This is a genomic window from Desulfotomaculum sp. (assembly GCF_982386235.1).
This window is the reverse complement of record NZ_CEVWQM010000017.1, coordinates 26,326-39,990: the sequence shown is the minus strand read 5'-3', so window position 1 is coordinate 39,990 and position 13,665 is coordinate 26,326. Positions and strand designations below refer to the sequence as shown.

14 protein-coding genes are annotated in these 13,665 nt (G+C 44.6%); 4 read left to right on the top strand and 10 right to left on the bottom strand.

What is annotated here, in order from left to right; translation table 11 throughout:
* Positions 1–60: 60 nt before the first annotated feature.
* Genes hemW through lepA form a run of 3 tightly spaced genes read right to left on the bottom strand, consistent with a single transcriptional unit; the run spans position 61 to position 3,237 of the window.
* Positions 61–1,197: a radical SAM family heme chaperone HemW gene (hemW, locus tag AC1U9Z_RS11240; protein ID WP_479957446.1), complete on the bottom strand. Its 1,137-nt coding sequence runs from the start codon at positions 1,195–1,197 to the stop codon at positions 61–63.
* A complete protein-coding gene (locus AC1U9Z_RS11235) occupies positions 1,188–1,415 on the bottom strand; it encodes a hypothetical protein (RefSeq protein WP_333529441.1) in 228 nt (75 codons plus the stop codon). The genes hemW and AC1U9Z_RS11235 overlap by 10 nt, the downstream gene beginning before the upstream one ends.
* 16 nt (positions 1,416–1,431) lie before the next feature.
* Positions 1,432–3,237, bottom strand: a complete 1,806-nt coding sequence (gene lepA / locus AC1U9Z_RS11230; protein WP_479957445.1) for a translation elongation factor 4 — start codon at positions 3,235–3,237, stop codon at positions 1,432–1,434.
* Between the two features lie 504 nt (positions 3,238–3,741).
* Between lepA and AC1U9Z_RS11225 the strand changes: the two genes are divergently transcribed.
* Positions 3,742–4,314 carry a hypothetical protein gene (locus AC1U9Z_RS11225; RefSeq protein ID WP_479957444.1) on the top strand — a complete coding sequence of 191 codons (573 nt, stop codon included), beginning with the start codon at positions 3,742–3,744 and terminating at the stop codon, positions 4,312–4,314.
* Positions 4,315–4,421: 107 nt separating this feature from the next.
* The gene (locus AC1U9Z_RS11220) at positions 4,422–5,066 is read left to right on the top strand and encodes a hypothetical protein (protein WP_479957443.1); all 645 of its coding nucleotides are present in this window, start codon (positions 4,422–4,424) and stop codon (positions 5,064–5,066) included.
* 88 nt (positions 5,067–5,154) lie between these two features.
* Here AC1U9Z_RS11220 and AC1U9Z_RS11215 read toward each other — a convergent pair whose 3' ends face one another.
* The 3 genes from AC1U9Z_RS11215 to AC1U9Z_RS11205 form a co-directional block, all read right to left on the bottom strand.
* Positions 5,155–5,538 carry a hypothetical protein gene (locus AC1U9Z_RS11215; RefSeq protein ID WP_333529439.1) on the bottom strand — a complete coding sequence of 128 codons (384 nt, stop codon included), beginning with the start codon at positions 5,536–5,538 and terminating at the stop codon, positions 5,155–5,157.
* A gap of 73 nt (positions 5,539–5,611) precedes the next feature.
* On the bottom strand, positions 5,612–6,619 hold the full coding sequence (gene spoIIP / locus AC1U9Z_RS11210; protein ID WP_479957442.1) for a stage II sporulation protein P: 1,008 nt from the start codon (positions 6,617–6,619) through the stop codon (positions 5,612–5,614).
* 222 nt (positions 6,620–6,841) lie between these two features.
* Positions 6,842–7,165 carry a phage holin family protein gene (locus tag AC1U9Z_RS11205; protein ID WP_333529474.1) on the bottom strand — a complete coding sequence of 108 codons (324 nt, stop codon included), beginning with the start codon at positions 7,163–7,165 and terminating at the stop codon, positions 6,842–6,844.
* A gap of 135 nt (positions 7,166–7,300) precedes the next feature.
* Here AC1U9Z_RS11205 and rpsT point away from each other — a divergent pair, with 135 nt between their 5' ends.
* Positions 7,301–7,567: a 30S ribosomal protein S20 gene (gene rpsT / locus AC1U9Z_RS11200; RefSeq protein WP_333529436.1), complete on the top strand. Its 267-nt coding sequence runs from the start codon at positions 7,301–7,303 to the stop codon at positions 7,565–7,567.
* A gap of 178 nt (positions 7,568–7,745) precedes the next feature.
* Here the strand turns inward: rpsT and holA are convergent, their stop codons facing one another.
* Positions 7,746–8,816 carry a DNA polymerase III subunit delta gene (holA, locus tag AC1U9Z_RS11195; protein ID WP_479957441.1) on the bottom strand — a complete coding sequence of 357 codons (1,071 nt, stop codon included), beginning with the start codon at positions 8,814–8,816 and terminating at the stop codon, positions 7,746–7,748.
* A gap of 118 nt (positions 8,817–8,934) precedes the next feature.
* On the opposite strand from holA, the gene AC1U9Z_RS11190 reads away from it, so the two are divergent.
* On the top strand, positions 8,935–9,711 hold the full coding sequence (locus AC1U9Z_RS11190) for a DUF1444 family protein (protein ID WP_479957440.1): 777 nt from the start codon (positions 8,935–8,937) through the stop codon (positions 9,709–9,711).
* A gap of 13 nt (positions 9,712–9,724) precedes the next feature.
* Here the strand turns inward: AC1U9Z_RS11190 and AC1U9Z_RS11185 are convergent, their stop codons facing one another.
* The 3 genes from AC1U9Z_RS11185 to AC1U9Z_RS11175 form a co-directional block, all read right to left on the bottom strand.
* Positions 9,725–12,103 (bottom strand): DNA internalization-related competence protein ComEC/Rec2, encoded by a 2,379-nt coding sequence (locus tag AC1U9Z_RS11185; RefSeq protein ID WP_479957439.1) that lies wholly within the window; start codon positions 12,101–12,103, stop codon positions 9,725–9,727.
* Between the two features lie 4 nt (positions 12,104–12,107).
* Complete coding sequence (locus AC1U9Z_RS11180) at positions 12,108–12,770, bottom strand: lytic transglycosylase domain-containing protein (protein ID WP_333529432.1); 663 nt, start codon at positions 12,768–12,770, stop codon at positions 12,108–12,110.
* Positions 12,771–12,962: 192 nt separating this feature from the next.
* Positions 12,963–13,613 carry a ComEA family DNA-binding protein gene (locus AC1U9Z_RS11175; RefSeq protein WP_333529431.1) on the bottom strand — a complete coding sequence of 217 codons (651 nt, stop codon included), beginning with the start codon at positions 13,611–13,613 and terminating at the stop codon, positions 12,963–12,965.
* Between the last annotated feature and the right edge of the window lie 52 nt (positions 13,614–13,665).

The following is a 13,665-nucleotide window of genomic DNA, read 5'->3' as shown; positions in this document are numbered from 1 at the left end:
TCGTCAGCCATTCGCGGTATGCGACCAGGTCATAGGAAACGAATATGGGTATTCACTTTTTTACACAAATTCTAAAAAAACCTGATTTGCAATGGGTAAACCCTTCTCTGTTAACTTAAGATACCCATCCTCTGTTTTTACTAAACCTAAACGTACCAACCGGGCAATTTCCCGGGCAAAAATTTGGTCTATGGCTACGCCAAAACGATTTTGAAAATCAATCCTATTTAATCCCTTTAACATTCTTAATCCCAGGAAAACGGTTTCTTCCATTTGCTCTTTCATGGTTAGGGTCGTTTTTTCTGCCAGGGGTTGCTGTCCGCTTTGCAGCAGAGAGACATAATTATCAATATTCTCCACATTGCCCCAACGTGCTTGATTATGATGGGAATGTGCCCCTGGTCCAAAGCCCAGGTATTCGCCGTTATGCCAGTAAAGTAAATTGTGCCTGCATTGATAGCCTGCCCGGGCAAAGTTGGATATCTCGTAGTGCTCATAGCCCTCTGCCCGTAAAATAGCACTGGCTGACTGAAACATGGCTAAATCATCTTCTTCGGAACAGGCTGGTAATTTCCCCTGTTCGATGGAGCAGGTTAAGGGTGTTCCCTCTTCCAATTGCAGTCCATAGCAGGAGATATGTTCCGGTTTGAGCATGATGATATCTGCCAGGGTCTGCTGCCACTGGCCCAGGGTTTGCTGCGGCAGGCCAAAGATGAGGTCTAGATTTATATTGGTAAAGCCAGCTTGCCTTGCTTGATCAAGGGCTTCCCTGGCCTGACCAAAGTCGTGTATCCGACCCATCAGGGAAAGAAGTTCCTGATGGGTGGACTGTACCCCCAGGCTGAGGCGATTAAAACCGGCAGCCCTTAATTCTTTAAGCTCGCTAAGATTTACCGTGCCTGGGTTAGCCTCGGTGGTTATCTCTGCATCCTTGGTAATAGAAAAGGAACGGTCCAGCCGTTCCAAAATCCATGCCAATTGCTCGGACATAAGAGAAGTGGGCGTACCACCACCCACAAAAATACTTTCTATTGACGTGTTCTCTAAACCAAGTACTTCTAAATAAAGTTCTATTTCCATTTCCAGTCCCCGGAGATAATTTGCCACCTGTGCCTGGTTTATGGGATAGGATGTAAAATCACAGTAAAGACATTTTCGCATACAAAAGGGTACATGAATGTAGAGACCTAGGGACATGGTTCCACCAGCTTATCTTGAATTTCCTTAATTAAACGTTGTTCCTGGGCCGGGTCCTTGATCCATTCCTCCACCACCGGCCATACCTGGGGGCAGCGACCCTTGGCTCCGGTTACAGCACGAACTGTTTGATCGACAATCTTACGTTGATTCTTCGTTAGCGTGTCGTGACCAGCCTTTTCTAACACTGGTTTTAACTTGTTTAAATAACAGGTCATTTGCCCTACCTCACGATTAGTCTTCGATGCTGAGTACTGCCATAAAGGCTTCCTGGGGTATTTCAACATTACCCACCTGTTTCATGCGCCTTTTACCCTCTTTTTGCTTTTCCAAAAGCTTCCTCTTGCGGCTAATATCACCGCCGTAGCATTTGGCTAAAACATCTTTGCGCATAGCCTTGACCGTTTCTCTGGCAATAATTTTATTGCCAATGGCAGCCTGCACCGGAATCTCAAACATCTGACGGGGAATGAGAGAACGTAGTTTTACCACCAGTGATCTACCCCTGGCGTAAGCTCTTTCATGGTGAACAATACAAGAGAGGGCATCCAGTACTTCACCGTTTAACATAATATCCATTTTGACCAAGTCAGACTGTCGGTAGCCAATCATTTCGTAATCTAAGGAAGCATAGCCCTTGGTCCGAGATTTCAACTGATCGAAAAAGTCATAGATAATTTCTGAGAGAGGAATTTCGTAGGTCACCATCACACGGGTAACACCCATATACTCCATATTACTGAAAATACCACGTTTGCCCTGGCAAAGTTCCATGACGGTGCCGACAAAATCCTTCGGTACCATAATCGTTGCTTTGACAAAGGGTTCTTCAATCATTTCAAGATTGTTAACCGGGGGCAGGTTTGCAGGGTTATCAATTTCAGTAACCTCACCCTTGGTGGTGGTCACCCGGTAGACTACGCTGGGGGCAGTGGTAATGAGGCTTAGGCCATATTCCCTCTCTAAACGCTCCTGCACAATTTCCATGTGCAGCAAACCCAGAAAGCCACAGCGGAAACCAAAGCCCAGGGCATCGGAGGTTTCCGGCTCATAGATCAAGGAAGCATCATTCAGCTTTAGCTTGTCCAGGGCATCCCTTAAATCTTCATAGTCCACTGTATCCACAGGGTAGAGACCGCAGAAGACCATGGGTGTAACCTTACGGTAGCCGGGCAGCGGCTGAGATGCGGGATTTTGTGCTGAGGTAATGGTATCACCCACCCGAACATCCTGAACATTCTTCATGCTGGCCACCACTAAACCAACCTCACCTGGTTTTAATTCATCCACGAAGGTCATGTTTGGGTTAAACACGCCCACTTCCGTGACTTCAAAGTCCTTTTTAGTTGCCATCATGCGAATACGCATGCCAGGCTTCAGGCTCCCCTGAACCACCCTGATATAGGCAACGACACCCCGGTAAGCATCATAATGAGAATCAAAGATCAGAGCCTGCAGGGGATCTTCGACATCACCCTGCGGGGGGGCAATTTTGTTTACAACCTGTTCCAGAATTTCCTTAATTCCCGCTCCGGTTTTGGCCGAGGCCAGAATTGCGTCTGAGGTGTCCAAACCGATAACATCTTCGATTTCCTGTTTAACCCGTGCCGGTTCTGCGCTGGGCAGGTCAATCTTATTTATAACTGGGATGATCTCCAGATTATTCTCCAGGGCCAGATAAACATTGGCCAAGGTCTGGGCTTCAATACCCTGGGACGAATCCACAACTAACAAAGCACCTTCACAGGCAGCCAAACTGCGGGACACTTCATAGGTAAAGTCAACGTGGCCAGGAGTGTCAATAAGATTAAGCTGATACTCCAGCCCATCCGCTGCAGTATAATACAATCGAACGGCCTTCAATTTAATGGTAATGCCCCGTTCCCTTTCCAAATCCATCTTGTCCAGCACCTGTTCAGTCATTTCCCTTTGACTAAGTGCACCGGTTTCTTCTAAAATTCTATCCGCCAGTGTTGATTTACCGTGATCAATATGTGCAATGATGCAAAAATTTCTTATACGGTTTTGGGGGGTTGACATTCTATATTCCTCCACTTCCGGAAAACGACATACGATATATATTATAGCACTGGTTCTGTCCTGCATCAACTTGTCTGTTTCTCAGCCTGGTATTTTTATTTGCAACACATGGGGACGGTTCTTTTGTGTCGTTTTAACGACACAAAAGAACCGTCCCCATGTGTTGTCGATTTTAAAGACCCCGCGGGCAGGCAATTAGATAGTCCGGAATTTCTCCAAAACTTATGGTTTGCTGTATGTTATAAAAAATGGCGTATTGTACCAAAAAAGCGGGAAAATAAGCTATTCATATTTGTTTTAGTTTTTATCTATGATAAAAGTTATTATGGAGCTTTCACTAAAAGGCGTTATGAAAGCTTTAAAATTTTTAAATGGTTTTTTAGAAAGGAGTGAACGTAAATGATTTTTAAGAATTGATTACACCTGTAACCTGTTACTTATATCCCCCTTGATGATAATCCGAAGAAAGACATTTTCAAACTATACTTAAGGAGCATAGTACAAATGAAGATTAAAAAACTAATTATTTTGTTATCTTTATCTATGGTTATTTCATTCATATTTACCATGCCTGCTTTTTCTGAGGAAAGTAAAGAGAACCAACTAATTCCGCCTTCAAATAGTGAAAATTTATTAGATAGCCGCTTAGTTAATGAGGAAAACACAGTCCCAACTAGGGATAACTTGGAAATTACCGTTGAACCCAGCTCTGTAACAACGCGGTTGGTTCCTATAACTAATTCTGATCCAGGAACAATAACTCCGCAAGGTTCAGTGATAGGTGATTATGGTTCTGCAGCGTTAGATTTTTTGGATGCGCGTCCCTATGGGTTTTCTGCTTATTGGACTTTAATTAGTACAGTCGGACCTATAGAAGGTTATAACCTATACCTAACGCTAAGTGATGGACAAGTATACCCTGATACTGGAGTTACGTTTAAAACCTCCGTTTCTGGTATGTTTGAAATAGGTGTAATGGAAAAAGGAACCTATCGTGGAACTCTTTCAGGAACAGTACAAACACTGCTGGGGCCAGCAAAAATATTACCAGCAACGGCATCTATCACCATCAGGTAAATTCTAATTTAGCAAATAAAATTCCAATATTTTATTGGGATTTTATTTGTTCTTTTTGCAAACTGCATGTATAAAGCTTATTATAGAGGTTAGGAGGGCTGCTATTTATGATAAGTAATAATAATACCCCTTTTATTGAAACGGATATACCAGATTCACTTAATTTTGCTTTGTTTATCAGATATAGATTTATCGAGCCATTTGCCATATACCAAAAAAACATTTTTATAAATAAGTATAGTCACCTATTTCAACAAATAAATTTAAAAAACCGGGAAAAAATTAATATCTTATGGGATAAATGGTGGAATGACTTACTCAAAAAAAGAATGCAAATTAATCTAGAATGGGAAAAAAGATATGGTATAGACCCCGCCGACAATTTTTTATCTATGAATAAATTTCCAGAGCTACAAGAGTTATGTATTAATAGCTGGGAAGCTTTTTCAAAATGGTGGTATGATCGGAAGGAAGGAAAATTTGCCCTAAGAAGTTTAGAAAAACAATATGATTTTTATTCTGTGTTTAAAAGCTTAGAAAACAACAAGGAACAGAACCTAAGACCTTTTTCGCAATATATAGATTATGTTTTTGGCTATGTACCGGAAATACTAGATAGTAACAATCATTACACCTTGGTTAATATTACAAATGATATATCCAAAGAATATTTCGAGTCATTAATTTTAAGTAAAATAGACTCAAAGACTCAAGGGGATGGTTCTCTTGAGTCCGTTGCTGAGGCCCCATGACTTAGTAAACAACACAGGGGGACGGTTCTTTTGTGTCGTTTTCAACGACACAAAAGAACCGTCCCCCTGTGTTACTTGTGGCTGATAGCTAAATTCTTTCTTCTATCCACTGCCTGACTGCCCTTACTCCATCCGTTGCCAAAAGCACCTGCCATTGTTCCTGTACAGTTTCTTTGAGCCAAAGAACTTTCTCATTCATTAGAGGGTCATTTTTTAGGCTTAACAACTTGTTTTCGCCTGTTGTCAAAATATTATTGGCATGGTTCTGTATGACTTCGGTATTTACCTTCAGGGTTTCACCTAAAAACTCAATTTCATATTTCCCCGGTCCTTCCCTGGAAAGGGCATATACTAGGACTGGTTGTTCAGGCAAAACAAGACGGTTAAAATAATCGTTGACAATGTAAACACCAAACCCTACCACAACTATAAAGGCACCTACCAGCATAAAATACAAAGCATTCCTTAACACAAAAGGCACCTCCCCACTATAAGGATGTGCCGCTTTGTGTACTGCTATACATTTTCTTCCATGTTAAATTTTTTTATGTGTTTTGGATTTTGGGATCTTCTGTTTGGTCTTTTTCTTGTTTTATGTCAGACTCAGCTTCTTGGGAACCTTCCATTACTGGTTGCTCTTTTCGTGCTGCTTTTTCCTTCTGCTCCAGTTCCATCTTAATGATTTCTGCCAGGGCATTCGATAGCATGACCACACTGGCCTTTGCCTCTTCCAGAGAGTTATTGTCCGAGCCTACCTCGACCAAAATGGCTCCCGGGTGTAAAAACTGGTTGTAACGACCTTCCTTAACCCTTACCCCCAGACAAAGCCCCGGGTATAGCTGGTCTAATTTTTCAGCTAACTTACAGGCGAACTGATAGTTCTGTTTCCAGTTGGGAAAGGGTAATCTGGCATCGGAACCAATGATAAATAATAATGGTGCCACCTGTTCCCCCTTAACTTCTACCAGGCAATCCTTGCGGCTGCGCCCGGCATCCCGGTGAATATCCAGCAGGGTAATGAGAGAAGTGTTTTGTTCTACCATTTGCCTGACGGTTTTCTCCGACTCTAAATAGGAAGTGGCATAGCGTGCGTCGTGAATCTTATCCGATAAATCTACTTTAATTTTATGTTTTTCGGTTAATTGCTTTTGTAACTCCTTGGCAACCAGCACAACCCCGCCCCTACCTGTAAGGCGATCGGTGCCATCGGTCAAGGTATAGGTTTCTCCTGTGTGTGTGGTATAGATACCAACCAATATTTCTTTACTGAGCGTTGTTGCTGATTCCTCAGGCTCCTTAATCGTTGGCTGTACATTCATAACCACCGTCTCTTGCAGTTCGATCTGGGCCAGCATCGGGATTTGGGTCTTCAAAATCGCCAGTGGTGCCAAATCAAAACCTGTCACACCCGCCAGCCAGTACCAGGCGGCTCTACCGGGGCTTTCCATCTCCTCCGGGGTATCCTGCCAGGCTAAAGCAGGCATGGATGTTAGGATCATGCCCCGGGGGTTTTGAAAAATTGCCGAGGTTAGCAAGTCGACTGCATCTGCCAAGACCCGTTGGGGGTCCGCCTTACTAAATGACACGGAATTGATAAAAAAGGCTAACCAAAATACTATAATCATAAAAAGAGAAACAAAGGGTACTGTTTTCTTTGGCCAATGCCTTAGGTTATGATGATAACGCCCGAATATAAAAACCACCCCCCTCAGGGCATACCTATGTTTATAAGTATGCTCAGAGGGGAGTGGGTATGAAGCAGAATTTTCTCGAAACTATCTTACAGCAGTCGGAACAAAGGCATCAATAAGACCGATAATAAAGGCAGAAATTAGTGCGCCAAAGATACTAACGCTTAGCAAGTTGGGAATGATAAATTGAGCAAGGTAAATAACCACTGCTGCGGTAATAAATCCAACCAGGCCCCTTCTTTGTGGGGATATGCGGTCGCCCAACAAGCTTTCTGCTATGTAGCCAAGGACAGCAATAACCACAGCTGCAATTAAGGCACCGATGAACCCACCCTTAACCACAAATCCTGGGGAAAGCCAACTCACTAACATTAATACCAAAGCGGAAACGATAAAGCGAACAATCATTCCTAACAAAATATTCACCCCCTGTTATTCGTTATGCATTTATGATTCACTAAAAAGGGAAATGATATACTAAAGTTACTTGCATTTTAGGATTATGCGTGGTAAAATTACTTTTGGTTGGGGAGGTGAGAAATTTTGCCTAATATTAAGTCTGCTATTAAGCGGGTAGAAATTGCTCAAAAGCGCACTATTCGTAATGCTAGCATTAAATCCGCTGTTAAAACTGCAATCCGCAGATACGAGAAAGCATTAGCCGAGGCTGACAAAGAAGTGGCTTTGACCGCTTTACGTAAAGCTTTAGTGGCTGTTGATAAGGCTGTAACCAAAGGTGTTTTGCATAAAAATACCGCAGCTAGAAGAAAATCTCGCCTAACCAAGCGGTTCAATAAAATTGCTGGCTAATAATTAACCACCCTAAGGGTGGTTTTTTACTTTATTTATTATCAGACGGCGAATCGTGAAATACCCGATTCGCCGTCTGCCCTCCGCCTTCAGCTTTTGTGCACGCTTAGCCTAGGGGACTTTTGCTCCCCTAAAGTCATGAAAATACCGTAACCATGGCTAACAACTACCCCATAAGCTAACGGCTAGTGACGGAAGACTGACGGCTAAATTCTATCAACATCATTTCAATGGCTGGCAGGAAATCCCTCTGGCCTTTTTTTATATCTGCATCAATGGCGGCGATCTGCTCCAATGCCCATTCTATTCTCGGGGAACCTTCCCGGCGAACCTGGGACAGGGATTTCTTTATAACAAAATCAGGCAGGCCCATTTTTCCGGCAATCTCTCTTTCCGGGCAACCTGACTGAAGTAATGCGTTGGCCTGCAGGGCGATTCGTAATTGCCTGGCCAAAAGAGCCAAAATCTTAGGCGGTTGCTCCTTTAATGAAAGGAGTTCGCGAATACCACTGAGGGCCTTCGACGTATGACCCGACACGGCTTCATCTACCACCGTGAAAATATTTTGTTCTATATTAATCGTTCCAACCTCATGGACTGCTGTGGCTGTGATTACTTGTTCGCTACCCAGATAGCTAATGACCTTTTTAATTTCGTTGGCCAAATTCAACAGTCCCAGCTTGCCATTGGCTTCCACCAGGGCCCGGGCAGCCGGAGCATCAATCCTTTTGTCAGAGGCCTTAACAGCCTGGTTAACCCACGCAATCATTTCCGTGGTCTTTAACATTTTAAAGTCGATAACCTGACCTTTAGCAGCAATGGCTTTATAGGCCTTTTTGCGGCGATCCACTGCATCCCGTGCCACAAAGATTAGACAGGTGGTGGGAGCAGGGTTATTCAAATACTCCAATAGAACCGCATCCTTGCCAGTCACTTTGGCTTCCCCTGGCTCTGCCGCTTCCTCTTTGCCTTTCCCTTTACCGCCGGAAAACCACGGGGCATTTTTAACAATGACTAACCTTCGTTCCGCCATAAAGGGTAGATTTTCTGCCAAAGAGATCACGGTGCTAATTTCTGTTTCTTCCCCATCCAAGAGGTCTAAATTAAAATCCGCTGCCTGGGGTAACAAATACTCCTTAAATTTCTCCACAGCCCTTTCTTTAAGGTACTCTTCTTCCCCACAAAACAGATAAACCGGGGCAACCACACCTCTTTGCAGGCTGTTAATCAAACCTTTGTAATACTCCATTTTAGTCTGTACCACCGACCTCTTTAAAAAATCATCGCATATATTTCTTCTAAAGTTATTATATTACAGTAACATACAGATCACAAACAGCAGAAGTTCCTAAAGGGGAGGATTGTAGGTGGATAGACAAACCTTTCGCAAAATTGTGTCGGAATTTATTTTGGACGCCGTTCCTAAGTCCTTAATTTATAACCTAGATAACTTTAGTATTCGAATGAAAAAAGGGGAATATTGGATTGACCTGGCCTTAGAGAACTTTTACAAAGGCTATTGCCGACAGAAGGTTTCCCTGCGTCGGGTTTATATTTCCGAGGTACTGGCACCCTTTATTAAAGATCTGCTGCGGGGAAGCGGTGTCAATCATCTGGATGTTAAGGAGAATCTGGATCAAGTCTTTCCTTTGATTGTGGGACCCCAGGATGCCAAGGGGATTGCCACAACCCCACTGACGGATAACCTTTATATCGCTTATATCTTGGACCAGGGCATGCGCATTTTCTTCTTGGATGACCCCACCATTGAGGCTTTAGACCTTTCCCTGCATCAACTAATGAAGTTGGCTATGAGAAATTTCTTTCGGGATCAGGCCAAGCCCTTACAAGTCTTTGATAAAAAAAGAAACCTTTATGGCTTTAATTATGGTGATTCCTACGATTCCAGCCGGCTGCTTTCCATCCTCTATAAGCCCGAAAACCATGGCATTCCCCCGGATCGCAAGGTATATGTGATGGTGCCAAACCGGGATGTGATGCTATTACTTTATTCAAAAGAAGAATGTGATCTGCGTCAATCCATTATGATTGGCCGCAGCAGTTTTCTTAATAATCCCTACCCCGTCAGTGGACAGCTATTTCAGGTGCGAAGTGGGGTTATCCAAAAAAGTTCTCTCTTTTAATGCAATGAAGGGGCTATTTTCCTGTTTGAACCAGCCATTTTGAGCCATCGGTGGTTAAGATAATCGCTCCGTGCTGGTCTGTCCGAAAAATGATACTATTTAGCTCTTGTAAGGCCTCAATTGTTTTGGGTGCCGGATGATTAAATCGGTTGCCTGCACCTACAGAAATAACAGCAGCCATCGGGTTTATTTGATTAAAGAAACCCTGATCAAAATAGCCGCTGCCATGATGCGGTACTTTAAGTATTTCTAGTTTTGCCAACTCATCATTTTCAGTCAGTATCCTTTCAGCCTCAACCTCAATATCCCCGGTCAAAAGCACCGTGCGTTCCAAATATTGTATTAAAAATACCAGGCTATTGTTATTGGCATCGGAACGGGTGCCTTTTATTTTTTGCACCGGAGCCAGACATTTCATGGTTACCTGGGAGTCAAGCCTTAGCTGCTCCCCTCCCTTGGTGGCGTAAATGGGTATTTGCTTCTTTCTTATTTCTTGCAGCAATTCCTGATAACCTTGATCAACTTGATCCTCCGGCTGCAGCCCATAGGGTGAGATAAGCACCATCGCCACTGGCATGGCCTGGATCACAGCCCTAGCACCAGCCACATGATCCGCATGGGGATGAGTTAGCACCAGCACATCCAATTGATTAATACCTAGTCTGTGCAGGTAGGGGAGAATAATATTTCTCCCCACTCCCCGGCCGGTCAAAAGCTCGTCCTGCCAACCCCCGGCATCAACCAGAACCACCCTCTGACCCGGTGTGATGATTAACGTGCTGTCACCTTGCCCCACATCAATAAAATGAAGTTTTAGGGGCTTGGCCGCGGGGTGGATTAAGCATAGGATGATAACGATAGCTGCTATCCAAGCAAAGAACTTATATTTCCCATTTGGTAATAACGGAATAAACCTTTCCCTGTCCTCCGGAAACTTTATCAAGTGGCATAATGAAACGAGTAAAACATAGTAAAGGATCATCGACCACAGGGGCGGTGTTGCCAGATAAAAGGAGGCCCCGGGTAAAGCATGGCAAAACTTCACTAACCGGATAAACAAATCAATCAATAAGCCAGTACTGATATTCAGAAAACTGCCTAAGGGCAGGTAAAGTACACCACCCAAAAGGGCCAGGCCACCCAATAACATGATGATACCCACCAGATGTACCGTTAGTAAATTGGCCAGAATGGAAACCGGTGAGACAAGATTAAAGTAGAAAAGTACCAGGGGTAGGGTTGCCAGCTGCGCCGCCAGGGGTACGGTTATTAAAAGCAAAAAAGCCTTGGGTATTTGCTGCCACCGATTATTTAATACCGGTGTAATATAAAGCAACCCCCAGGTTGCGGCAAAGGAAAGTTGAAAGCCAATATCATATAAATTCAGCGGGTTAATTAATAATATTACGCCCGCAGCCACCGCCAGGGTAGTCGGCCAATCTTGCTGTCGCCCAAGGTGTTGGGCCAATAGAAGTAAAATGGCCATTAAGGTAGAGCGTAAAACAGCGGGCCCTAACCCCGTCATTACTGCATAAAAGAGTAATAAGGGGATGGTTATGGGTGCGATAAAACGGGTAGGTATCTGAAGCAGCCTAAGTAGTACCAATAGCATTCCCGCTACCAAAGCGACGTGATAGCCTGAAACGCTAAGGATGTGGACCAACCCGGTGGTGTTAAAGGCTAAGACAACGTCCTCAGGAATGTCACCCCTGGTACCAAAAATAAGGCCCTTTAGTATAGCTGCCCTTTCCTTGGCCAGGGTTTGATCATAAATTTTTTCCAGGTAATTTCGTAGGTCCAAGGCGATTCTGACGAGGCCAAGACCTGCTCTCCCAAGAACTTTGACATCTCCCTCTTGCTGCACGGTCAAGGTAGCGGCAATACCCTGTCTGTTCAGCCAGGCACGGTAATCAAAGGCCCCGGGATTTCCTGGCGGCTCTGGTACAGATACATAACCAGTACAACTCAAGAGATCGCCATAGCGGTATTTCTTTTTATTTTCTAGCATCTTGACTCGGAGGACACCTGAGGTTTCCTTTCTCTGACCACTTTCAATGATTTGATGTACTTTAAGCTGATAGAAACTACCCCCTGGTCTGTGATCCGGTTGGTTGCTGACGATACCGCTTACCTGAACAACCTTTCCTTCTAAATCCGTGAGGGGCGAAGCCACCTTAGACAATTCAAGGCTGGTTAGGGCTAAGCCCAAACAAAAAGAGGCAACAAAAAGGACCCAGGTATTAAAACGCCAGGTCCTAATGATGCCAATTCCCGCAATAATGCAGGCGACAACCACTGCACCTAAAGAAGTGGTTGGCTGAATTTGAATGGTTGTACTGCCAATGATGCCTAGCATAAAGGCCAGCAGCAAGATAACCAGGGGGCGTTGCATGATTCTAACCCCTCAAATACTTTTGTTGGTAGTTCATCACCTTGTCAATATAGCCAGTGGTTTCCTTAAAGGGAGGAACCCCTTGGTGACGGTCAACATTGCCCGGCCCGGCATTATAGGCGGCCAGTGCCAATTTAACATTTCCTTGATAACGTTTCAGCAGAGACTTTAAGTAACGCACGCCACCGTCCGCATTTTGTTCGGGATCGTAGGGATTTGCTACCCCTAGGCTGCGGGCAGTGGCGGGCATGAGCTGCATTAACCCCATTGCCCCCGCACTAGAGGTTGCCCCAGGCTTAAAATCGGACTCCGCTTTGGCCACTGCTTTACAAAGGGCTGGGTCAAGACCGTGTCGTAAGGCAGCTTTTTCAACAACAGCCTCATGCTCCTTACCTAAACCAGCCGCAGCCTGGAAGGAAGCGGCCGCAGCGGCCGCAGCGGCGGCGGAGGCCCGGACTTGCCCTATGGGCAGTTGGGGTAGTTCTATCAGCTTGGGCTCAGTTTTGAGGGCTAACTGCTCTCCCTTCACTCCAACCTCAGCAGCAAGCAGCTGGGCCAGCAAAAGAGAAAACTCTCTCGCTTGATCCCCTGTATTTTCTTGTAACCCACTGAGACCCATCTCCATTGTTTGCAGGCGAATTAACTGGGCCACTAGGCTTACATCCATTTGCACACATCCTTCTTCTTAGCTGTTAGAACCCTGAAAACAGCATTAACTACCTTTGTCATCCTGAACGATCGCGAAGGATGACATTAAATTTTCATTCCTTGAAAGTACCGTTAACGGCAGGGAAATCTCTTATCTACGGATTGTAGGGAACCACACGGGGTTGTCCGCTGCCTTTTGCAAGCTAGTTGGCTACTGAACAGTAACCCGTTGCTGTAAATCCCCAAACTTTTTATCACCGATACCGGAGACACTTTTCAAATCTTCGATGGTTTGGAAAGGGCCGTTGGCCTCCCTGTGTTGAATGATGCGATCCGCTAAGGCAGGTCCAATGCCGGGTAGTGTATCTAACTCTGCAAGGCTCGCAGTATTAATATTGATTAAGCCATTGCCTGGGGTAACGGAGGGAACGATAGGATTATTTACGACAGGGGCTGCCCCCTGCACCGGTACTGACACGGTAGGCATTTGAGCTGGGGATTGTCCCTGTATGGTTGGTTCCACTAGGTTAGGAATTTGAAGTTTTTGACCATCTTTTAAGGGTGCCGCTAAATTAAGCAGATTAAGATCCGCGTCCGCCGTAGGTACTGCCAGCTTTAGTGCATCATTCACACGACTGTCCACAGACAGTTGGTAGACACCAGGCTTTTCCACTGCCCCAGCCACATGCACCACCACACCCTGGTTTTCTTGGGTACTTTCCAGGTCCTCACCGGGCTGGGAAGTGACTAGTTCCATTGGTTGTTTATCAGACCGAGCAGCAAATTGATAACCAGCAGAAAAGAGAATAACGGCCATTATTACCAGAATCATGATTTGTTCCTTACGGCCCAAATTTATCATAAAAACGATCCCCCAAGCGGGTTAAGACCAACAATTTTATGGTAACTTCTAC

Coding starts and splice junctions, on each gene's coding strand:
- hemW (WP_479957446.1), bottom strand. CDS start 1,197: ATGTCCCTAGGTCTCTACATTCATGTACCCTTTTGTATGCGAAAATGT.
- AC1U9Z_RS11235 (WP_333529441.1), bottom strand. CDS start 1,415: ATGACCTGTTATTTAAACAAGTTAAAACCAGTGTTAGAAAAGGCTGGT.
- lepA (WP_479957445.1), bottom strand. CDS start 3,237: ATGTCAACCCCCCAAAACCGTATAAGAAATTTTTGCATCATTGCACAT.
- AC1U9Z_RS11225 (WP_479957444.1), top strand. CDS start 3,742: ATGAAGATTAAAAAACTAATTATTTTGTTATCTTTATCTATGGTTATT.
- AC1U9Z_RS11220 (WP_479957443.1), top strand. CDS start 4,422: ATGATAAGTAATAATAATACCCCTTTTATTGAAACGGATATACCAGAT.
- AC1U9Z_RS11205 (WP_333529474.1), bottom strand. CDS start 7,165: ATGATTGTTCGCTTTATCGTTTCCGCTTTGGTATTAATGTTAGTGAGT.
- holA (WP_479957441.1), bottom strand. CDS start 8,816: ATGGAGTATTACAAAGGTTTGATTAACAGCCTGCAAAGAGGTGTGGTT.
- AC1U9Z_RS11185 (WP_479957439.1), bottom strand. CDS start 12,103: ATGCAACGCCCCCTGGTTATCTTGCTGCTGGCCTTTATGCTAGGCATC.
- AC1U9Z_RS11180 (WP_333529432.1), bottom strand. CDS start 12,770: ATGGATGTAAGCCTAGTGGCCCAGTTAATTCGCCTGCAAACAATGGAG.
- AC1U9Z_RS11175 (WP_333529431.1), bottom strand. CDS start 13,613: ATGATAAATTTGGGCCGTAAGGAACAAATCATGATTCTGGTAATAATG.